Here is a 19,839-nt window from a genome sequence, read left to right as displayed (position 1 = left end):
CCTCCCGGGTCAGCGGGACTCCGGCCCCAGAAGGTGACGGGCGATGACCATGCGCTGGATCTGGTTGGTGCCCTCGACGATCTGCAGCACCTTGGCCTCGCGCATATAGCGCTCGACCGGGAAGTCCGCGGTGTAGCCGTAGCCGCCGAGCACCTGGACAGCGTCGGTCGTCACCTGCATCGCCGCGTCGGTGCAGAACAGCTTGGCCATCGCCGCCTCCCTGGAGAAGGGCCGGCCCGCGTCCCGCAGCCGCGCCGCCGCCAGATACAGCGCACGGCCTGCCTCGAGCCGCGTGGCCATGTCCGCCAGCATGAAGCGCAGCCCCTGGAAGTCCGCGATGGGGTGGCCGAACTGCTGCCGCCCGGTGGCGTACGCGACCGCTTCGTCCAGCGCCGCCTGCGCGACACCGACGGCGCACGCGGCGATCCCGAGCCGCCCGGAGTCGAGCGCCGAGAGCGCGATCGCGAAACCCTGGCCCTCCTCACCGATCCGGCGCGCGTCGGGGACCCGTACGCCGTCGAAGTGCAGCTGGGCGGTGGGCGAGCCCTTCATACCCATCTTCTTCTCGGGCGCGGCCGCGGTCAGTCCCTCCGCGTCGCCGGGGACCAGGAACGCGGTGATCCCCCGCGCTCCCTCACCGCCGGTGCGGGCGAGCACGGTGTAGAAGTCGGCGACTCCGCCATGAGTGATCCACGCCTTGGTGCCGGTGATGATCCAGTCGTCACCGTCGCGCACGGCCTTGGTGCGCAGGGACGCGGCGTCCGAGCCCGAGGCCGGTTCCGAGAGGCAGTACGCGCCGAGCAGTCCGCCGCCGAGCATGGCGGGCAGATGGTCCGACTGCTGCTGCTTGCTGCCGTAACCGGCGAGGGCGTGACAGGAGAGGGAGTGCACGCTGACGCCGAGGCCGACCGTGAGCCGGGCGGCGGCGAGTTCTTCGAGTACCTGGAGATAGACCTCGTACGGCTGGTCCCCGCCGCCGTACGCGGAGTCGTAGGGCAGACCGAGCAGTCCCGATTCGGAGAGCAGGGAGAAGACCTCGCGGGGGAAATGCCCGGCTTCCTCCTCCTCGGCCGCGCGGGGTGCGATCTCTCGCTGGATCATGTCGCGTACCAGAGCGACGAGATCCCTGGATTCCTCGGTGGGCAGCTGTCGTTCCACCGGCTGCGGGGCGCGGTCGGGCATTGCGGCGCTCTCCTCCCTGTCGGGCGCTACGGCGGGCGCGCGCGAAGGGTTGAGCGGCGCCGCCGGGTCTCACTACTGCGCCGATGCTGCCTTCCCGGATCACGGAAGTGGCTGACCAGCGGCTGTGGCGGGTTGAGTATGCCCGATCGGCGGGCTCCCGTCACGGGGTGGACGTATCGGACAGGGCCGGGCTCGAGGGTGCCGCGAAATTGGTCCGCACCATTGACCCCACTGGTCTAGTCCTTCTACGGTTCCCACGGACGCGTTGCCGCGTTCATGCCACACCCTCGGCGCATGCCCCCCACTCGCTCTCCCTCCCCCACGAGGAGACACCATGCACGGACCCCACTCGACCCGCCTCCGCACCCTCGTCGCCGCCGCCTGTACCGCCGTTCTCGGCGCGGGACTGCTGGGCCTCACCGGCACCGCGACGGCCGGAGCGACGTCGCAGTCGCAAGCGCCAGCCGCCACGGCCGGAGCGCGGGCAGCCGGCTCGAAGGTCGTCGGATACTTCACCAACTGGGGTGTCTACGACCGCAATTACCATGTCAAAAACATCGAGACCTCGGGGTCCGGCGCCAAGCTGACCCATATCAACTACGCCTTCGGCAATGTCACGGGCGGGAAGTGCGCGATCGGGGACGCGTACGCCGACTACCAGAAGACGTACACCGCCGCCCAGTCCGTCGACGGCAGGGCCGACACCTGGGACCAGCCGCTGGCCGGCAACTTCAACCAGCTGCGCAAGCTGAAGGCCAAGCATCCGAACCTCAAGGTGATCTGGTCGTTCGGCGGCTGGACCTGGTCCGGCGGGTTCACCGAGGCGGCCCGCAACCCGGCGGCCTTCGCCCAGTCCTGCTACAGCCTGGTAGAGGACCCCCGCTGGGCCGATGTCTTCGACGGCATCGACATCGACTGGGAGTACCCCAACGCCTGCGGCCTCTCCTGCGACACCAGCGGCCGGGACGCCTTCAAGAAGGTGATGGCCGCGCTCCGCGCGAGGTTCGGCGGCGGGAACCTGGTGACGGCGGCGATCACCGCGGACGCGAGCAGCGGCGGCAAGATCGACGCCACGGACTACGCGGGCGCCGCTCAGTACGTCGACTGGTACAACCCGATGACCTACGACTTCTTCGGCGCCTGGGCCGCCAAGGGCCCCACGGCCCCGCACTCCCCTCTGACGTCCTACAGCGGCATCCCGCAGCAGGGCTTCAACACGGACGCCACGATCAAGAAGCTCAAGGGCCTCGGCATCCCCTCGCAGAAGCTGCTGCTCGGCATCGGCTTCTACGGGCGCGGCTGGACCGGCGTGACGCAGAAGGCGCCGGGCGGCACCGCGACCGGGCCCGCGGCGGGGACGTACGAGCAGGGCATCGACGACTACAAGGTCCTCAAGACCAAGTGCCCCGTTGGGGGCGCCTCCTGGACGAAGTCTGGGGGAGGGACGGTCGGCGGGACGGCGTACGCCCACTGCGGCACCAACTGGTGGAGCTACGACACCCCGGCGACCATCGCCGGGAAGATGACCTACAAGAACCAGCAGGCGCTGGGCGGCACCTTCTTCTGGGAGCTCAGCGGTGACACCTCGGCCGGGGAGCTGATCAAGGCGATCAACTGAGGCGTCCAAGGAGGGGCGGGGGCCACGAGGGGGTCCCCGCCCCTTCGTCATGCCCCGGCCGGCTCCGGAGCCGGGCACTGCGGTACGTACTCCTCGATGGTGGCCAGGGTGTTGCTCAGCAGCCTCACCAACAGCGCGCACACCGTCGCCCGGTCGGGTTCCTGGTCCTCCAGCCAGTCGAGCGTGATGCCCTCGACACTGCTGAGCCAGCCGAGGAGCGCGAGCCGGGCCAGGCGGGGGATCTCCCGGCGGCCGTAGGCGCCCTCCGCGATCGTGGCGATCAGCTCCTGGCGGACGGCGTCACGGATCGCCTGCACCTGGGTGTCGAAGCCGACGCCGCCGGTCACGATGGTCCGATAGGCCGCCTGATGGTTCTGGGCGTAGCGCAGATAGGCGTCGACCGTTCGCTCCACCCGTTCCCGGCGCGGCAGATCGGTGTCGCTGGAGGCGCGGGCGACCAGTTCGGCGACCGACTCCTCGACGATGGCGAGGTAGTAACCGCGTTTGTTCTTGAAGTAGTAGTAGATCAGCCCCTTGGCGACTCCCGCGTGCTTGGCGATGTCATCCACGGACAGCGCGTCGTACGACGTGTCGGCGAACAACTTCCGTCCCGTTGCGATGAGTTCGGAGCGCCGCGCCTGGGATCGTTCGGTCGTCCCGCGCTGTTGACTATTATTCAAATCGAGCCCTAGTCTCCCACTGCCACGACAGTCCCCGCAGTATGGCAGACGTACGGGAGGGTCAAGTGAGCGCATCTTCAGGGGCGTTGACGCCCCGGCACAGTACGGGAAGAACGTCCTGGAAGAAGACCGCCACCGTGGCCCTGCCGGCCGTGCTCGCGGTCGGCGTCATGGCGTCGGTGATGGCCGAAGGGGCGCTCGCCGCCTCCTTCGCGGTCTCCGGTTCGAGCTTCCAGGTCTCGTCCGGCAAGCTGACGAGCCAGGGCCTCGCCTCGTACGTCCACACCGACAGGTCCGCCGACGGCAAGGGCCATCCGGTCGCGCTGCTCGGCATCGGCGACGCCCGGCTCAGCGACATCTGCCAGGCCGCCGAGGTGGACACCCCGGTCGGCAAGGTCGTCTTCAAGCTGACGGCCGGCGGCGAGGCGGGCGAGGTGACCGCAAGCAATCTGGTGATCGACGGCGAGGACCTGGTCGGCGACGCCCGCTTCGGCACCGCGCAGATCGGCCGGGACGCCTCCACCCTCGACGAGGTGGAGGGGGTCAAGGGCGAACGCGGGAAGTTCGGTCTCCAGGCCGGGGACATCGAGGTCCTGGGCGTGAAGTCGCACGCCTGGTCCGCGACCGGCGGGAACTTCCGGCTGAAGGGGATGAAGGTCGATGTGAGCATCGGCGGCAAGAAGTGCTTCTGACCCGGCCGCGCACGAGGTGGCTCGACGAGCGGCTGCCGCTGCCGGACCTCCGCCGCCGGCTGCGCGCCTGGCGGCGGACCCGGCCCTTCTGGGCCGGACTGCTGCTGGTCCTGGGCGGCGCCGAACTGCTCCTGGTGCCGCTCTCGCCGCTGACCGTGCTGGTCAGTCTGGGAATCGGCGGAATCGCGGCTATCGCCATCGGGCTCGGTCTGATCACGGCGGGCCTCTTCCTGTGGTTCCTGCCGCAGGCCCGTCTCTATGTGTCCGTCCACGCGCTGATCCTCTCGGTGCTCTCCTTCGCCGCGACCAATCTCGGCGGGTTCCTGGTCGGGATGGGGCTCGGGATCGCGGGCAGCGCGATGGGCGTCGGCTGGACGCGCGTACCGGAGCGCGAGGACGGCCTTCCCGTGAAGACGCAGGGTCCGCGGACGCTGGCGGTGGGCCTGCCGCTCGTCCTGCTCGCCACACTCGGCGGCCCGGCACGGCAGGCGGACGACGGCGCCACGCCCGAGGTGCCGCGCACTCCCCCGACGGTGACCACCACCCGCTTCGCGCCGCACGGCTTCACCCTCGCCGGCGTACGGCAGGTCCGGAGCGCCGACGGACCGGTGAAGGTCATGGTGCTGCGGATGCGGTCGGCCTCGCTGACCGACTACCGGCTCACCACCCGCGACGGACGCGACGAACTCACCCTGGGCGCCGACTCCCTGGACCTCAGCGGGGACGTCACGCTCTATCTCACGCGGTTCAGCGGGTGCCTGGAGGGTCTGCTCTGCCTGACCTTCACCCCCGACGGGCTTCCGGTGCCGCCCGTCGTCCCCCCGTTCGTCTTCATGACGGACGTCACCGCCGAACAGGCCCTGGTCACCTCGGACGTGATCGAGGCCGATGGGCTGACGCTCTCGGCCTCATGAGGGAGACGTCATGATCCAGATCCAGGCGGCTCTCTTCTGGGCGTACGCGATCGGTGCCACCTTCGCGCTCTCGGCGGGCAGACAGCTCCAGTGGTGGGAGCGAGCGGTGCGTGAGGAGGGCGTCCGCACCCGCAGCCACGCCGCCAACCCGTACCTGGCGCTGACACTGCTCTTCGCGGCGGTACTGCTCGTGCCCACCGGGCTCTTCCTGCTCTGGCAGAACCCGTCCTGGGCGACGATGCACGTGGCGCCCGCGCATCACGGGCTCTGGGCCGGGTTCGTACTGCTCTACGCGGGTGGGATCGTCGTCGGCACTCTGCTCGGCTTCCTCGCTGCCCGCGCGCTGGTCCTGGTGGGCGCCGGGTACTGGGCCTATCTGCAGACCGTCGGCGGCCACTTCCTGCTCTTCGGCACACTGATCCACGGCTGGGACGGCAACGGCTACCGGCGCTTTCTCAGCACGGACGCGCGGGCTTACGCGCACTGGGCGGACGACAGCGTCGTCAACCATGTGCTCGACTTCCTCACCTCGGGCACCTTCCTCGCCCTGCTGGTGCTGGGGACGGCCGTCATCGGCACGATGCTGCTGACCGAGATCGGCTGGCTGGTGGAGGGATGGCGGCTGCCGGGCGCCGACGAGGACCGCCGGGTGCCGCGGGTGATCGCGGTCGGGATCGCGGCGGCCGGGGTATACGGCCTGCCGTTCCTCGGCGCGCTCGGCGCGAGCGTACTGATGCGGCTGCTCGGCGGGCCGCTCGGCCTCGGGCTGTTCGCGCTCCTTGCCGGTTCGGTGCTGCTGCCGCGCCGCAGTCCGGTGCGGTGGCTGTACGCGATGGTGGGCGTCCCTGACCGGCACTGGCGGGCAGACCCCGGGCACGGCTGACGTCGGTGCGGGCCGGTCGCCCCGGCCCGCACGGTCACATGAGCCCGGCCTGCGTGACGAACATGGCCAGAACGACGACGAGTGTCCAGCCCAGGATGTGCTCCAGCACCTTGGGGCCGTCTTCCTCGGGGCCGCCGGTCGTGGTCCGCGCGGCGGGAGCGGTGGTAGCGGTCATGGCTTCCACAGTGCCAGGGGAACACGGCCCCGGGGGCGAGACGTCGGTCACTGCCCCCGGGGCCCCGGCGGGACGCTCAGCTGATGCCGACAGCGGCCAGGGCCTTGCGCTGGGCGGCCGTGGGGCGGGCGGGCCAGTACAGGTAGCAGACGCCTCCCGTGCCCGAGACCACCTTTCCGCTCGCGTTGTAGCGCTTGGTGCGGAGCCAGATGTTCTCCCACTCCCGGCGGCGGTAGACCCGGCGCACGGCGTCGTTGCTGGGCGACGCCGGGTCGTTGGCGATCACGTCCCCGTCGGCGGTGAACCCGATGACGGTCATCAGATGCCCCGAGGTGCCGTAGCCGGCGCCGGTGAGCTCGGTCTTGAGGAAGGACTGGGACGTTATGGCCGGGATGCCCGCGCGGACCAGGGTCTCCAGCTCGGTGAGCGACCGCAGCCGGGTCACGACCGCGCTCATGTCCTCGTAGGTCGCCGCGTAGGCGGCGTTGAAGGGCCAGTTCCCGCAGCCGTTGTACTGGTGGTCGAAGGTGCGGCGGGCCGCGTGGCAGACCTGCGGGTCGGCGAAGGCCGGGTTGACCCAGGCCAGGTCGGCGGCGGCGGGCCGGCGGCCCCAGTACTCGACGATCATCTGCGAGGAGGTGGGGCTGCACCACGCCTCGCCGCCGTTGTCGTACTCGGGGTACTGGCCGACATGGGTGTTCTGCGAGTAGCGCGGAACGGTCAGCTCCCGGACGAGCCCGGGCACGGACGCCGGGACCGTGAAGCGGTCCGGGATGTCGGACGCCATCGCGCCGACCCGCCACACGGTGGGCGTGAGGGTGGTGCCGGGCTTGCGGTGGAGGGTGAGCCGCAGCCGGTACGCGACCAGGCGCAGGCCGCCCGCACCGGCATCGATCGAGAACGTGTCCGTCCAGATGGTGCTCCTGCCGTCGGTCTGGTCGTCGACGGAGGTGCGGCGGATGTCACCGTCCCCGGCGGCCCAGCGCCCCATCACGTACCAGGGCGTCGAGGTGCCGTCCGAGTAGGTGCCGCACAGGTCCACCTGGATCCAGGTGCCGGCGGGGGCGTGCGCGTTCCAGGAGGCGATGACCTCGCTCGCCGGGACCGACGGGGCGTGCGTCGGGGAAGTCCAGGTCGCGTACTCCCAGGCGGAGGTCTTGCCGGTGTGCGGGTCGGTGTAGTCGCGCCGCCCCGCGGGCGTCCTGATCACCAGCCCGGGGCGGCGCCCGGCGACGGCGCCGGTCCCGGCCGCGACGCCACTGCGCCAGTGCGTGCACGTGGTCCAGAAGTGGTTGTCGACGAGGCCCGCGCTGTCGGGTGCGCGCGCCTGCCCCGCGGGCTTCCCCTCGGGGGGAGCGGGCTCGCGGGTCGCGGCGACGGACGGGGCCGTCGTGGCCGTGACCATGCCCGCGGCGGCGGCGAGCGCAGCGGCCAGCACGGTTCTGCGTGGGGTGGAACTGGTCATGGGCGGTGACCCCCGGTCGAGAACGGATGAGGCGTCGGACGGCGGGTGTGGGCCAACTATCGCGGTTGGCGGGCGGCTTCTGCCAGCGCTTCGACGGTGTGCCGTGCGGCCAATATTGGTCTCGACCAGTGGCATGACCTGCGGCTGCGCCGACCGCCCGGAACGCCGCCTCGTAGGGTGGACGCCATGGACCACCTCGCTCGCCGTGCCGCCGAACTCCGCGCGCTGCCTCCCTCGTGCGGTGCCGTCCGTCTGGTCGCGGTCGACGGTCACGCCGGCTCGGGCAAGTCCACGTTCGCCGGCCGGCTCGCGGCGGCGCTCGGCGGCGCGCCCGTCCTGCGGCTGGACGACCTGGCGACGCACGAGGAGCTGTTCTCGTGGACGGAGAGGATGCGGGCGCAGGTGGTCGAGCCGCTGTCGAGGGGGGAAAGCGCGCACTATCACCCGTACGACTGGAATCTGCGGCGCTTCGGGCCGCCGCGCGAGCTGCCGCCCGCCCCCGTCGTCCTCGTCGAGGGAGTCGGCGCCGGCCGGCGCGCCCTGCGGCCTCGTCTGGCTCGGCTGCTGTGGATGGAACGCGGCCCCGAGGAGTCCTGGGCGCGTGGGCGCCACCGGGACGGACCTGGGCAGTCCGCGTTCTGGGACGGCTGGACGGTGGCGGAGACCCGCCATTTCGCCGAGGACCCGTCCCGCCCCTTCGCCGATGCGCTGGTACGGGAGTGCCAGGAGGGATACGAGTGGCTGCCAGGGCCTTCTGCGACCGCAGCCCCGCACCACTCCATCACTCACCGTGACGGCGTTTCGCCCCCATACTGACCAGTCGGACTTCACCTTCCGTGAAGCCCTCAACTCTGCTTGACCGACGGGGCGTACAGGTCTTACGTTCTCAATGTGCGGCTTTTCGAAGCCGCCGCGGACGCGAAGCCCCCGGTTGTTCCCCCGTGATCGGGGGCTTCGTTCCGCCCCTTCCCTCCCTCGCCGCCCGCCGCGGAACACCCCACGCTCACCCTGGGTCACCGTCACCGGAACGGATGCCGGGCCGTGCCGAGCCCTTAATCGCACACCCCCTGCGCAGGTACGATGCTGCTCGGTGCGGTCAAAGCCCGTCCACGAGAACGCTGTTGGGTACGGCTCCGGCGGGCGCCCGCCCGGCGGGACAGCAACGGGGGCACGGTTTGTGGGGGACCCGATGGACATCGGCACGCAGGGCGCACAGGCCCCGGCCGACCTCGCCTGGCTGCGCGGCGTCGACGCCTACACGATGGGCGCGTATCCGCAGGCCGAGGAGGAGTTCAGGACCGCGGTGCGGCACGATCCCGCGATGGCGGACGCCTGGCTCGGACTGCACGCGTTACGGGTCGATACGACGACCGCGCTCCTGCGGATGTACCACAACAGGGACCGCTTCGGCGAACAGCGCTCCCGGCACCGCCGCACCCTGAACTCCTGGTACTGGCTGGGCTGGTGGGTGCAGCCGGTCCTCGAGAGCCCGCGCGATCTGCTGCTGGCGCACGCCTCGCACTGGCTGGACGGGCGCCATGTTCCCGAGCTGGACCGGGCGCTCGCCGGACTGCCGCCGGTCGACGCCGATCCGCACGTCCGCTTTCTGCACGCCTGCCGCGCCTACCTGGTCAAGGACTGGGAGCAGCTCGTACGGCACACCGAACCGCTCGTCGACGATCCGCTCCTCGGCATCGAGGCGGGTCTCTTCGGCGGCATGGCCCGGGTCCGGCTCGAAATGTACGGGCAGGCCGAGCCGCTGCTCTCGGCAGCGCTGATGCGCTGCCGCAGTGAGCAGCCGCAGCGCAAGGAGCTTCGGTACTGGCTGGCCCGCGCCCATGAGGGCACCGGCCGCAGCGCGGCGGCGCTCCCCCTGTACCGGGCCGTGCACCGGATCGACCCCGCCTTCATGGACACCTCGGCCCGGCTCGCGGCGATCACCGAGTACGACGGCTTCGAGGGCACCGACGACCCCGCCGGACTCGCCGCCGTCTCCCTGGCGGGGTTCGGCCAGGACACAGCGGACGGACAGACCGACCTCGACACCCCGATCGGCGAGGGCCTGCGGCTCAGCACCGACGCACAGCCGCCGGCCGCGGCTCCCGGCCCGCCGGCCCCGCCCGCGCCGCCGGACCGGGTGCGGGAGAAGGCCGTCATCCCCGTCCAGCCCGCGCCACCACGCTTCCCGGCCAGCCCCACCGACCCGGTCCTGCTGGCCGCCGCCCTTGCCGAGCTGGAGCGGATGGTGGGTCTCGAGCCGGTGAAGCGGCAGGTCAAGGCGTTGTCCGCGCAGCTGGAGATGGCCCGGCTCAGAGCCGGCCAGGGGCTCCCCGTACAGCCGCCGAAACGGCACTTTGTCTTCTCCGGCCCCTCGGGCACCGGGAAGACCACCGTCGCCAGGATCCTCGGCCGGGTCTTCTACGCCCTCGGACTGCTCGGCGGGGACCATCTGGTCGAGGCCCAGCGCGCCGATCTGGTGGGCGAGTTCCTGGGCCAGACCGCGGTCAAGGCCAATGAGCTGATCGACTCGGCGCTCGGCGGGGTGCTGTTCGTCGACGAGGCGTACGCGCTGTCCAACACCGGCTACAGCAAGGGCGACGCCTACGGCGACGAGGCCCTGCAGGTGCTGCTGAAGCGCGCCGAGGACAACCGGAACCATCTGGTGGTGATCCTGGCCGGCTATCCGGAGGGCATGGACCGGCTCCTCGCCACCAACCCCGGACTCTCGTCACGCTTCACCACCCGGGTCGACTTCCCCTCGTACCGCCCGCTGGAGCTCACCGCGATCGGCGAGGTACTGGCCGCGGAGAACGGCGACCGGTGGGACGAGGAGGCCCTGGACGAGCTGCGCTCGATCAGCGGCCACGTGGTGGACCAGGGCTGGATCGACGAACTCGGCAACGGCCGCTTCCTGCGCACGCTGTACGAGAAGTCGTGCGCGTACCGGGATCTGAGACTGTCGGGCTACGCGGTGGAGCCGACCCGGGACGATCTTGCCACGCTCCGGCTGGCGGATCTGATGCAGGCCTACGGCGAGGTGCTGTCGGGCCGCGGTCCGGTGGACCGCGGCCCGCAGGAACCGCCGGGGATCTGACCCGTCAGCGCGCCAGGACCCCCTCCGCCGGGGCAGAGCGCGGCTCGGTGACGAGGGGGGCCGGCGGGCGGTGCGCACGGTGGGCGGGGTCGCGGACCTCGCCGACCAGCATCTCGAGGACGTCCTCCAGCGCGACCAGACCGAGCACGCGGCCCGACGCGTCCGCCACCTGCGCCAGGTGCGTGGCCGCGCGCTGCATCACAGTCAGCGCGTCGTCCAGCGGCAGCTCGGCGCGCAGGGTCGCCATCGGGCGCCAGATGTGCTGGGGCACGGCCCGTTCGCCGTCCTCCAGGTCCAGCACGTCCTTGACGTGGAGGAATCCCATGAAGGTGCCGCCGCCCTCGGCACACACCGGGAAGCGGGAGTAGCCGGTGCGCACGGTCAGCTCCTCGACCTGGCGCGGGGTGACGGCCGGCGTGACCGTGACCAGCGACGAGCGGCCGATGAGCACATCGGTCACCGGGCGGCTGCCCAGCTCCAGCGCGTCCTCCAGGCGCTCCTGCTCCCCGGGGTCGAGTAGTCCGGCCTGACCGGCGTCCTCGACGAGCCGGCCGAGCTGGTCGCTGGTGAAGACCGCCTCCACCTCGTCCTTGGGCTCGACCCGGAACAGCTTGAGGACCAGCCGGGCGCAGGCGTCGAGCGCGGTGGTCACCGGACGGCACATCCGGGCGAAGCCGACCAGACCGGGGCTGAGCAGGAGCGCGGTCCGCTCCGGTGCCGCCATGGCCAGGTTCTTGGGCACCATCTCGCCGATGACGAGATGGAGGAAGACGACCAGGGCGAGGGCCAGGACGAAGCCGAGCGGGTGGATGAGCCCCTCGGGCAGGTGAGCCGCGTGGAAGACCGGTTCCAGAAGGTGCGCGACCGTCGGCTCGGCGACCGCGCCGAGGGTGAGGGAGCAGACGGTGATGCCGAACTGCGCCGCCGCCATCATCTGGGGCAGGTTCTCCAGGCCGTACAGCACCTGCCGGGCCCGCTTGGTGCCGAGCGGCTCGATCTGGCTGCGGCGTACGGAGACGAGGGCGAACTCGGCGCCGACGAAGAACCCGTTGGCGATCACCAGCAGGGCTGCGAAGAGGAGTTGGAGCACGCTCATCGGGTCGCCTCCGCGACAGGAGCGCGCCGGGTGCCGGTGGCGCGGGTGTCCGAGGTCTCCGGAGTGTGCGGAGAGTCCGAGGTCTCCGGGGCGCCCGGGGTGTCCGGGGCGTCCGGGGTCTCCCGGGCGTCCGGGGTGTCCGCGGCAGGGGCGCCGGTGGTGCGCACCAGGCGGACCCGCTCCGCGCGGTAGCGGTCGACCTGGCGGACGGACAGGCGCCAGCCGGGCAGTTCCGCCCGGTCACCGGGTGCGGGAATGCGGCCGAGCAGATCGGCGACGAGCCCGGCGACGGTCTCGTAGGGGCCGTCGGGCACGTCGAGTCCTATCCGGCGCAGGGTATGGACGCGGCAGCTGCCGTCGGCCTCCCACGCGGCGTGGCCGTCCTCGGCGGCGACGGCGGCCAGCTCCGGGCGGGCGTCGCCGTCGCCGTCGTGCTCGTCGCGGACCTCACCGACGAGCTCCTCGACGATGTCCTCCAGGGTGACCACGCCCGCGGTGCCGCCGTACTCGTCGACGACGACCGCGATGGGCTGTTCGGCGCGCAGCCGTTCCAGGAGCTGCTGCGCCGGGAGGGACTCGGGGACGAGCAGCGGCGGAACGGCGATCGGACCCACGGGGGTGCGCAGCCGCTCGTGCCGGGGGACGGCGAGCGCGTCCTTGAGGTGGACCATGCCGACGATCTCGTCGATCCGGGTCCGGTAGACCGGGAAGCGCGAAAGGCCGGTCGCCCGGGTCAGGTTGAGGACGTCGGCGGCGGTCGCGTCGGACCGGAGCGCGCTGACCTTCACCCGAGGGGTCATGAGGTGCTGGGCGGTGAGTCCGCCGAGCGTGAGGGTGCGGACGAACAGGTCGGCGGTGTCCTGTTCCAGGGCGCCGGCCTGCGCCGAGTGGCGGGCCAGGGAGACCAGCTCGCCGGGCGTCCGCGCGGAGGCCAGTTCGTCGGTGGGCTCGACGCCGAGCAGCCTGACGAGCCGGTTGGCGACCGTGTTGAGCAGCGTGATCACCGGCCGGAACGCGGACGAGAACAGCTGCTGCGGGACGGCGACGAACCGCGCCACCTGAAGGGGCCTGGACACCGCCCAGTTCTTCGGGACGAGCTCGCCGATCACCATCTGGACGGCGGAGGCGAGCAGCATACCGATCACCACGGCGATACCGGAGACGGCGCCGGCGGGCAGGCCCGTGGCGGTCAGCGGTCCGTGGAGGAGCCCGGCGAGGGCGGGCTCGGCGAGCATGCCGGTGACGAGGGAGGTGAGGGTGATGCCGAGCTGGGTGCCGGAGAGCTGGAAGGACAGCTCCCGGAGGGCCTTGACGACACCATGGGCGCGGCGGTCGCCGCCGGCGGCGGCCCGCTCGGCGTCCGCGCGTTCGACGGTGACGAGGCCGAACTCGGCTGCCACGAAGAAGCCGTTGGCGAGAATCAGAAGGAATGCCGCGGCGAGCAGCAGAACGGGGATGATCATGCCGCCGACTCCTGGGAGGTGGCGGCGCAGGTACTACCGGACGATCCGTCCATTGCTGGAGGGAGTCACTCCTCGGGTCGCAGGTGCCCCGCGGGCCTTGGTGCGTGGCCGGTTGGTGCGGAGCGGGGCGCGCTCGGCGCCACCGTGACAAGAGTAATCACGGCGGCGCCGGCCACGGCAGGGGGTCGACGCCCGTCCGGGGGACCTGGGGTCCTGTCCGGGCGGACGGCGGGGTCGGTGGGGTCGGGCGGGCGCTACTGGTTCTCGGCGCCGGTGCCGCGGCTGTCCGCGAGTGCCCGCAGCGCGCGGGCGTCCCGGATGGCCTGCTGCTTGGCGACACCGGGCTGGATGCCGAGGGCGGGCATGCTGGTGCCGTCGCTGAGGTCGAGGAACACCCAGGGGTCACCCGGGCGTAGGTTGACGCGCAGGATTTCCGCCCAGGCCAGTCGGCGTGTCCGGGTGATGTTGACCACGGTGACGCCGCTGTCGTCCGCGACGACCTTGGGGCGGCTCAGCAGCGCCAGGACGCCGAAGAAGACCGCCGCCGTGAGGATGAAGCTGGCGCGCTCCCCCGGACCGAGCTTCTCCAGCATGAGCGCGACGGCGGTGATGACGGCGAACATCGCCGCCCCCACGGTCAGCAGGACGGCCCGGGTGCGGGTCGGCCGGAAGGTGACCGGGAGAGCGGGGAGGGAGGTCTGTGACATCGGTGGTCCCGGTCCTTCAGAGCCGGCAGGCGTGGATGGCCGTCGTCAGGATGGCGCGGGCACCGAGCTCGTACAGGTCGTCCATGATCCGCTGCGCTTCCTTGGCGGGGACCATGGCGCGCACGGCGACCCAGCCCTCGTTGTGCAGCGGGGAGACCGTCGGCGACTCCAGGCCGGGGGTGAGGGCGACGGCCTGCTCGAGGTGCTCGGCGCGGCAGTCGTAGTCCATCATCACGTAGCTGCGGGCGACCAGGACGCCCTGGAGGCGGCGCAGGAACTGGCCCACCTTCGGGTCGTCGGCGGGGGCTCCGGTGCGCCGGATGACGACCGCCTCGGACTTGAGGATCGGCTCGCCGATGACCTCGAGGCCGGCGTTGCGCAGCGAGGTGCCGGTCTCCACCACATCGGCGATGACCTGGGCGACACCGAGCTCGATCGCGGTCTCGACGGCGCCGTCGAGGTGGACGACGGAGGCGTCGATCCCCTGGTCGGCGAGGTGCTTGGCGACGATGCCCTCGTACGAGGTGGCGATCGTCATCCCGCCGAAGTCCGCGGGGCCCTTGGCCGTGCCCGGCTTGGTGGCGTAGCGGAAGGTGGAGCGGGCGAAGCCGAGCTGCAGGATCTCCTCGGCGCTGGCGCCGGAGTCGAGCAGCAGGTCGCGGCCGGTGATGCCGATGTCGAGCTTGCCGGAGCTGACGTAGATGGCGATGTCGCGGGGGCGGAGGTAGAAGAACTCGACCTCGTTCTCCGGGTCGACCAGCACCAGCTCCTTGGACTCCTTGCGCTGCTGGTAGCCGGCCTCATGGAGCATCGCCGACGCAGGTCCGGACAGTGAACCCTTGTTGGGGACGGCGATGCGCAGCATGAGGTGAGCTTCCTTCGCGTGGGAGTGCCGGGGCGTTGCGGGGTGGTGGAGTGTGACGGGGTGGTGCTCAGAGGTGGGCGTAGACGTCGTCGAGCGAGATCCCGCGGGCGACCATCATCACCTGGACGTGGTACAGCAGCTGCGAGATCTCCTCGGCGGCGGCTTCCTTGCCCTCGTACTCGGCGGCCATCCAGACCTCGGCGGCCTCTTCGACGACCTTCTTGCCGATGGCATGGACGCCCTTGCCCACCAGTTCCGCGGTGCGGGAGGTGGCCGGGTCGCCGTTCTCGGCCTTGAGCTGGAGCTCGGTGAAGAGCTCTTCGAAGGTTTTGTTCGCCATGATGTCCTAAGAGTACGGGGTGGGGTTCGTGGCTCAGCGCCAGGGTTCGCTGACGGTGCGCAGCGTGGCGGCGGTGGCGACTGCGGCGGTGACCGCCTCGTGGCCCTTGTCCTCGTTGGAGCCCTCAAGGCCGGCCCGGTCCAGGGCCTGCTCCTCGTTGTCGCAGGTCAGGACGCCGAATCCGACGGGTACGCCGGTGTCGATCGAGACCTGGGTGAGGCCGTTCGTCACGCCCTGGCACACATACTCGAAGTGCGGGGTTCCGCCGCGGATGACCACGCCGAGGGCGACGATGGCATCGTAGCCGCGTCCGGCGAGGACCTTCGCCACGACCGGCAGCTCGAAGCTTCCGGGGACGCGCAGCAGCGTCGGCTCGTCGATGCCGAGCTCGTGCAGGGCGCGCAGCGCGCCGTTGACGAGTCCGTCCATGATCTTCTCGTGCCACTGCGCCGCGATGACCGCGACCCGGAGGTCGCCGCAGTTCTTCACACTCAGTTCGGGTGCGCCCTTGCCGCTCACGTCTCTCCTCGGTGCTGTTCGGGTGTACGGGGGGGGTGATTACTGGTTGCCGCAGGTGGACGCGTCGAGCCAGGGCAGGTCGTGCCCCATCCGGTCGCGCTTGGTGCGCAGGTACCGCAGGTTGTGCTCACCGGCCTGGACGGGCATCGGCTCGCGACCCTCGACGGTCAGTCCGTGCCGGACCAGCGCGGTGATCTTCTCGGGGTTGTTGGTCATCAGCCGGAGGCTGCGGACGCCCAGGTCGGCGAGGATCTGGGCGCCGGCCGCGTAGTCGCGGGCGTCGGCGGGCAGACCGAGCTCCAGGTTGGCGTCCAGGGTGTCGTGGCCGCGCTCCTGGAGTTCGTACGCGCGCAGCTTGGACAGGAGTCCGATGCCCCGGCCCTCGTGTCCGCGGAGGTAGACCACGACGCCGCGGCCGGCCTCGGTGATCCGTTCCATGGACGCCTGGAGCTGGGGGCCGCAGTCGCAGCGCAGCGAGTGGAAGATGTCGCCGGTCAGGCACTCGGAGTGGACCCGGACCAGGACGTCCTCGCCGTCGCCGACGTCCCCGTGGACAAGGGCGACGTGCTCGACGCCGTCGACCGTGGAGCGGTAGCCGAAGGCGGTGAACTGCCCGTGTGCCGTGGGCAGGTTGACTTCGGCCTCGCGGCGGACCGTCGGCTCGGAGGAGCGGCGGTAGGCGATGAGGTCCTCGATCGAGATGATCGTCAGGCCGTGCTTGCGGGCGAACGGGACGAGCTCGGGCAGGCGCAGCATCACGCCGTCCTCACCGGCGATCTCGACGATCGCGCCGGCCGGGCGCAGCCCGGCGAGGCGGGCCAGATCGACGGCGGCCTCGGTGTGGCCGTTGCGGACGAGGACGCCGCCGGACTTGGCGCGCAGCGGGAAGATGTGGCCGGGGCGGACGAAGTCGCCGGCCTCGGCCACGCCGCCGGCCAGCAGCTGGAGGGTGGTGGCGCGGTCGGCGGCGGAGATGCCGGTGGTGACACCGTAGGCGGGGCCCGCGTCGACGGAGACGGTGAACGCGGTCCGCATCGACTCGGTGTTGTTGTCGACCATCTGCGGGAGCTCGAGGCGGTCGAGCTCGTCGCCCTCCATGGGCGCGCAGATCAGGCCGCGGCACTCGCTCATCATGAAGGCGACTATTTCGGGGGTGGCCTTCTCGGCCGCGATGACGAGGTCGCCCTCGTTCTCGCGGTCCTCGTCGTCGACGACGACGACGGGCCGGCCGGCGGCGATGTCCCGGATGGCCTGCTCGACGGGGTCGAGGGCGAGGTCGGTGGCGTCCCAGATGGGGAGGGATGTCATGCGGGTGCTCCTTCCAGAGCGGGAGCGGTGCGGGACCGGAGCCACCAGTCGCGCATACCCCAGATGACGAGGGCGAAGTAGATCACGTAGACGAGACCGGAGAAGGCCAGGCCGCTGCTGAAGGCAAGCGGGACGCCGACGAGGTCGACGAGGAGCCAGGCGAACCAGAACTCGACCAGACCACGGGCCTGGGCGACCATCGCGACGAGGGTGCCGACGAAGATGTACGCGTCGGCCCAGGGGCTCCAGGAGAGCGACGGGTAGAGGGTGAAGAGGCCGCCGACGGCGGCGGTGCCGAGTACGGCCCCGCCGAGGAGCAGCCCGCGCTCCTTCCAGGTCGCGAAGCGGACGGCGATTGTGCCGTCCTGCGCCTGCTGCCGGCCGCGGGTCCACTGGCGCCAGCCCCACGCGGCGACACCGATGACCAGGAGCTGCTTGCCGACGCCACCGCTGAGGTGGGCGGAGGCGTAGGCCCCGACGAGGATGACGCCGGAGAGCAGCTGGGCCGGCCAGGTGAGTATGGAGCGCCGCCAGCCGAGCGCCAGCGCGATCAGTCCGATCGTGTTGCCGATCATGTCGGACCACATGATGTGCTGCCCGAAGGCGCTGAAGGCCTCGGAGTTCAGCCAGCTCACTTGACGTTCTCCTTGGCGTTGGCGCCGAGCAGCCGCTCGACGTACTTGGCGATGACGTCGACCTCGAGGTTGACCGGGTCTCCGGGCTTCTTGATGCCCAGCGTGGTCAGGGCGAGGGTCGTGGGGATGAGGCTGATGGTGAAGTAGTCGTCCGCGGCCTCGACGACGGTCAGGCTGACGCCGTCGACGGTGACGGAGCCCTTCTCGACCACGTACCGCGAGAGGTGCCCGGGGAGCGAGATCTTGACGATCTCCCAGTGCTCGGAGGGGGTGCGGGAGACGATCGTGCCGGTGCCGTCGACGTGGCCCTGGACGATGTGACCGCCGAGGCGGTCCCCGACGGCCGTCGGCCGTTCCAGGTTGACCCGGGAGCCGACTTCCAGCGCGCCGAGCGAGGAGCGCAGCAGCGTCTCGGCCATCACATCGGCGGTGAATTCGCCGTTCCCGAACTCCACGACGGTCAGACAGACGCCGTTGACGGCGATGGAGTCGCCGTGCTTCGCGCCGTCGGTGACGACGGGGCCGCGCAGACGGAAGCGGGAGGCGTCGCCGAGGTTCTCGACGGCGGTGACCTCACCCAGTTCTTCGACGATTCCGGTGAACACGCTCAGGCTCCCTTGGGGGTGGCGGTGATCCGCAGATCGGGACCGACGCGGACGGTCTCGGTGACGTCGAGACGCAGCGCATCGGAGATGGTGGAAATTCCGGCGTCGGCGAGGGCGGCGGGGCCCGCGCCGAGGAGGACGGGGGCGAGATAGCCGACGACGGTGTCGACGGCTCCCGCGGCGACGAAGGCGCCGGCCAGGGTCGGGCCGCCTTCGAGGAGTACGGAGCGGACGCCCCGCTCGTGGAGGTGCGCGAGGAGGGCCGGTACGGAGAGCCCCCGGTCGGCACGGGGCAGCCGGACGACGCCGGGCAGGTCGGTGACCGCGTCCTCGGCGACCGCGATCAGGGTGGGCGCCGCGTCGTCCAGGACCCGGGCGCCGGGCTTCACTGCGGTGGCCTCGGTGTCGACGACCACGCGCAGCGGCTGGGTGGCTCCCGGGACGTCCCGTACGGCGAGGTGGGGGTCGTCGGCGCGGGCGGTGCCGGAGCCGACGATCACGGCGTCCGCCTCGGCGCGCAACCGGTGGACGTCGGCGCGGGACTCGGGCGAGGTGATCCAGCGGCTGGTGCCGTCCTTCGCCGCGATCCGCCCGTCGAGGGTGGCCGCGTACTTCCACAGGACGTACGGCCGCCCGCGGCGTACGGAGGTGAGCCAGGCGATGTTGCCCGCCTCGGCCTCGTCGGCGAGGACGCCCTGCTCGACCTGCACCCCGGCCGCGCGGAGCGTGTCCGCACCGCCGGTGGCCTGCGGGTTCGGGTCGGCGACCGCATAGACGACACGGCTGACGCCGGCCTTGATCAGCGCCTGGGCGCAGGGGCCGGTGCGACCGGTGTGGTTGCAGGGTTCGAGGGTGACGTACGCGGTGGCGCCGCGGGCGAGGTCGCCCGCTTCGCGCAGGGCGTGGACCTCGGCATGCGGTCCGCCGGCGCGCTGGTGGTAACCGGCTCCGACCTGGTGTCCCGAGGCGTCGACGAGGACGCACCCGACCACTGGGTTGGGGCTCGTGGAGCCGAGTCCGTGTGCGGCGAGCGTGATGGCTCGGCGCATGGCGTCCACGTCGGCTGCGGTGGCCACCGGGTCCTCCTGCCTCTTCGGGCACGGACTCCGGGGCCTGTCGATGACGACAGAGAGCGGGTACGTCACTTCACGGGGATGCCGAGGCCGGATTCACCGGTCGCCGACGAGCGCGGCGGCCAGCAAAAGACGGCCGGCGTCCGGGAAGGACCACCCGCCGCGCACTGCCTCCCATCCGGACTTTCACCGTCGGTCCAGGAATCTCACCTGGTCAACCGGCCGCTGGATGCGGACGGGTCGCGGACTATACCGCCGGTTCGGAATTACACCGACCCCGGAGTGCGCTGCTGCTGATACAGGGCCAGTGTGCCACGACTGATCGTCGGCCATCAGGGTGAGTAGCTGTGGGCTGGCTCACAGTAATCGATGAGCCTTCAACTGGTCCAGACCTATTGACGCACTGGTCTAGTCCTCTTAATCTCCGTGTCACCTCCGAGGTACGGGGCCGGGTGTGCGCACATCGGGGCCCAACACAAGCAATCGCCTTGCCAGTTGTGTTCCGCCCACCTCCCAGGAGGAACA

20 protein-coding genes and 1 riboswitch are annotated in these 19,839 nt (G+C 71.2%); of the genes, 6 read left to right on the top strand and 14 right to left on the bottom strand.

Going from position 1 to position 19,839, the window contains the following annotated elements; genetic code table 11:
- Positions 1–9: 9 nt before the first annotated feature.
- Positions 10–1,182, bottom strand: a complete 1,173-nt coding sequence (locus ACZ5VC_RS28815; protein WP_469122904.1) for an acyl-CoA dehydrogenase family protein — start codon at positions 1,180–1,182, stop codon at positions 10–12.
- Between the two features lie 334 nt (positions 1,183–1,516).
- Between ACZ5VC_RS28815 and ACZ5VC_RS28810 the strand changes: the two genes are divergently transcribed.
- On the top strand, positions 1,517–2,800 hold the full coding sequence (locus ACZ5VC_RS28810; protein WP_469122903.1) for a glycoside hydrolase family 18 protein: 1,284 nt from the start codon (positions 1,517–1,519) through the stop codon (positions 2,798–2,800).
- Positions 2,801–2,847: 47 nt separating this feature from the next.
- Here ACZ5VC_RS28810 and ACZ5VC_RS28805 read toward each other — a convergent pair whose 3' ends face one another.
- Entirely contained in the window at positions 2,848–3,480 is a 633-nt protein-coding gene (locus ACZ5VC_RS28805; protein ID WP_469122902.1) for a TetR/AcrR family transcriptional regulator, read from the bottom strand.
- Between the two features lie 170 nt (positions 3,481–3,650).
- Here ACZ5VC_RS28805 and ACZ5VC_RS28800 point away from each other — a divergent pair, with 170 nt between their 5' ends.
- From ACZ5VC_RS28800 to ACZ5VC_RS28790, 3 genes are read left to right on the top strand one after another with little or no spacing between them, the layout of a single operon-like run.
- Positions 3,651–4,172 (top strand): DUF6230 family protein, encoded by a 522-nt coding sequence (locus ACZ5VC_RS28800; protein ID WP_469122954.1) that lies wholly within the window; start codon positions 3,651–3,653, stop codon positions 4,170–4,172.
- Positions 4,163–5,086 (top strand): DUF6114 domain-containing protein, encoded by a 924-nt coding sequence (locus tag ACZ5VC_RS28795; protein ID WP_469122901.1) that lies wholly within the window; start codon positions 4,163–4,165, stop codon positions 5,084–5,086. The genes ACZ5VC_RS28800 and ACZ5VC_RS28795 overlap by 10 nt, the downstream gene beginning before the upstream one ends.
- A 10-nt stretch (positions 5,087–5,096) precedes the next feature.
- Positions 5,097–5,969 carry a hypothetical protein gene (locus tag ACZ5VC_RS28790; protein ID WP_469122900.1) on the top strand — a complete coding sequence of 291 codons (873 nt, stop codon included), beginning with the start codon at positions 5,097–5,099 and terminating at the stop codon, positions 5,967–5,969.
- Positions 5,970–6,003: 34 nt separating this feature from the next.
- On the opposite strand, the gene ACZ5VC_RS28785 is transcribed toward ACZ5VC_RS28790, so the two are convergent.
- Together ACZ5VC_RS28785 and ACZ5VC_RS28780 are read right to left on the bottom strand one after the other, a co-directional pair.
- Positions 6,004–6,144 carry an SCO1431 family membrane protein gene (locus ACZ5VC_RS28785; RefSeq protein ID WP_468713038.1) on the bottom strand — a complete coding sequence of 47 codons (141 nt, stop codon included), beginning with the start codon at positions 6,142–6,144 and terminating at the stop codon, positions 6,004–6,006.
- A 76-nt stretch (positions 6,145–6,220) separates the two neighbouring features.
- Entirely contained in the window at positions 6,221–7,609 is a 1,389-nt protein-coding gene (locus ACZ5VC_RS28780; RefSeq protein WP_469122899.1) for a peptidase C39 family protein, read from the bottom strand.
- 186 nt (positions 7,610–7,795) lie between these two features.
- Here ACZ5VC_RS28780 and ACZ5VC_RS28775 point away from each other — a divergent pair, with 186 nt between their 5' ends.
- Complete coding sequence (locus ACZ5VC_RS28775; protein WP_469122898.1) at positions 7,796–8,425, top strand: uridine kinase family protein; 630 nt, start codon at positions 7,796–7,798, stop codon at positions 8,423–8,425.
- A 373-nt stretch (positions 8,426–8,798) separates the two neighbouring features.
- Positions 8,799–10,703: an AAA family ATPase gene (locus ACZ5VC_RS28770; RefSeq protein ID WP_469122897.1), complete on the top strand. Its 1,905-nt coding sequence runs from the start codon at positions 8,799–8,801 to the stop codon at positions 10,701–10,703.
- A 4-nt stretch (positions 10,704–10,707) separates the two neighbouring features.
- Here ACZ5VC_RS28770 and ACZ5VC_RS28765 read toward each other — a convergent pair whose 3' ends face one another.
- From ACZ5VC_RS28765 to ribD, 10 genes are all read right to left on the bottom strand, one after another.
- The gene (locus ACZ5VC_RS28765) at positions 10,708–11,799 is read right to left on the bottom strand and encodes a hemolysin family protein (RefSeq protein ID WP_469122896.1); all 1,092 of its coding nucleotides are present in this window, start codon (positions 11,797–11,799) and stop codon (positions 10,708–10,710) included.
- Entirely contained in the window at positions 11,796–13,262 is a 1,467-nt protein-coding gene (locus tag ACZ5VC_RS28760) for a hemolysin family protein (protein WP_469122895.1), read from the bottom strand. The genes ACZ5VC_RS28765 and ACZ5VC_RS28760 overlap by 4 nt, the downstream gene beginning before the upstream one ends.
- Before the next feature lie 254 nt (positions 13,263–13,516).
- Positions 13,517–13,969: a PH domain-containing protein gene (locus ACZ5VC_RS28755; RefSeq protein WP_469122894.1), complete on the bottom strand. Its 453-nt coding sequence runs from the start codon at positions 13,967–13,969 to the stop codon at positions 13,517–13,519.
- Between the two features lie 16 nt (positions 13,970–13,985).
- A complete protein-coding gene (gene hisG / locus ACZ5VC_RS28750) occupies positions 13,986–14,834 on the bottom strand; it encodes an ATP phosphoribosyltransferase (protein WP_469122893.1) in 849 nt (282 codons plus the stop codon).
- Between the two features lie 67 nt (positions 14,835–14,901).
- Positions 14,902–15,174, bottom strand: coding sequence for a phosphoribosyl-ATP diphosphatase (locus ACZ5VC_RS28745; protein ID WP_469122892.1), 273 nt, complete (start codon positions 15,172–15,174; stop codon positions 14,902–14,904).
- Positions 15,175–15,207: 33 nt separating this feature from the next.
- Entirely contained in the window at positions 15,208–15,693 is a 486-nt protein-coding gene (gene ribH / locus ACZ5VC_RS28740) for a 6,7-dimethyl-8-ribityllumazine synthase (RefSeq protein ID WP_469122891.1), read from the bottom strand.
- Between the two features lie 39 nt (positions 15,694–15,732).
- Positions 15,733–17,001, bottom strand: a complete 1,269-nt coding sequence (locus ACZ5VC_RS28735) for a bifunctional 3,4-dihydroxy-2-butanone-4-phosphate synthase/GTP cyclohydrolase II (RefSeq protein WP_469122890.1) — start codon at positions 16,999–17,001, stop codon at positions 15,733–15,735.
- The gene (locus ACZ5VC_RS28730; protein ID WP_469122953.1) at positions 16,998–17,588 is read right to left on the bottom strand and encodes a nicotinamide mononucleotide transporter family protein; all 591 of its coding nucleotides are present in this window, start codon (positions 17,586–17,588) and stop codon (positions 16,998–17,000) included. The genes ACZ5VC_RS28735 and ACZ5VC_RS28730 overlap by 4 nt, the downstream gene beginning before the upstream one ends.
- A 44-nt stretch (positions 17,589–17,632) precedes the next feature.
- On the bottom strand, positions 17,633–18,241 hold the full coding sequence (locus tag ACZ5VC_RS28725) for a riboflavin synthase (protein ID WP_469122889.1): 609 nt from the start codon (positions 18,239–18,241) through the stop codon (positions 17,633–17,635).
- A 2-nt stretch (positions 18,242–18,243) separates the two neighbouring features.
- Positions 18,244–19,317, bottom strand: a complete 1,074-nt coding sequence (gene ribD, locus ACZ5VC_RS28720; protein ID WP_469122888.1) for a bifunctional diaminohydroxyphosphoribosylaminopyrimidine deaminase/5-amino-6-(5-phosphoribosylamino)uracil reductase RibD — start codon at positions 19,315–19,317, stop codon at positions 18,244–18,246.
- A gap of 157 nt (positions 19,318–19,474) precedes the next feature.
- Positions 19,475–19,604: riboswitch (FMN riboswitch) on the bottom strand.
- Positions 19,605–19,839: the final 235 nt, after the last annotated feature.

The organism is Streptomyces sp. NPDC033174 (assembly GCF_055577795.1).
This window is presented reverse-complemented; position numbering and strand designations above follow the sequence as displayed.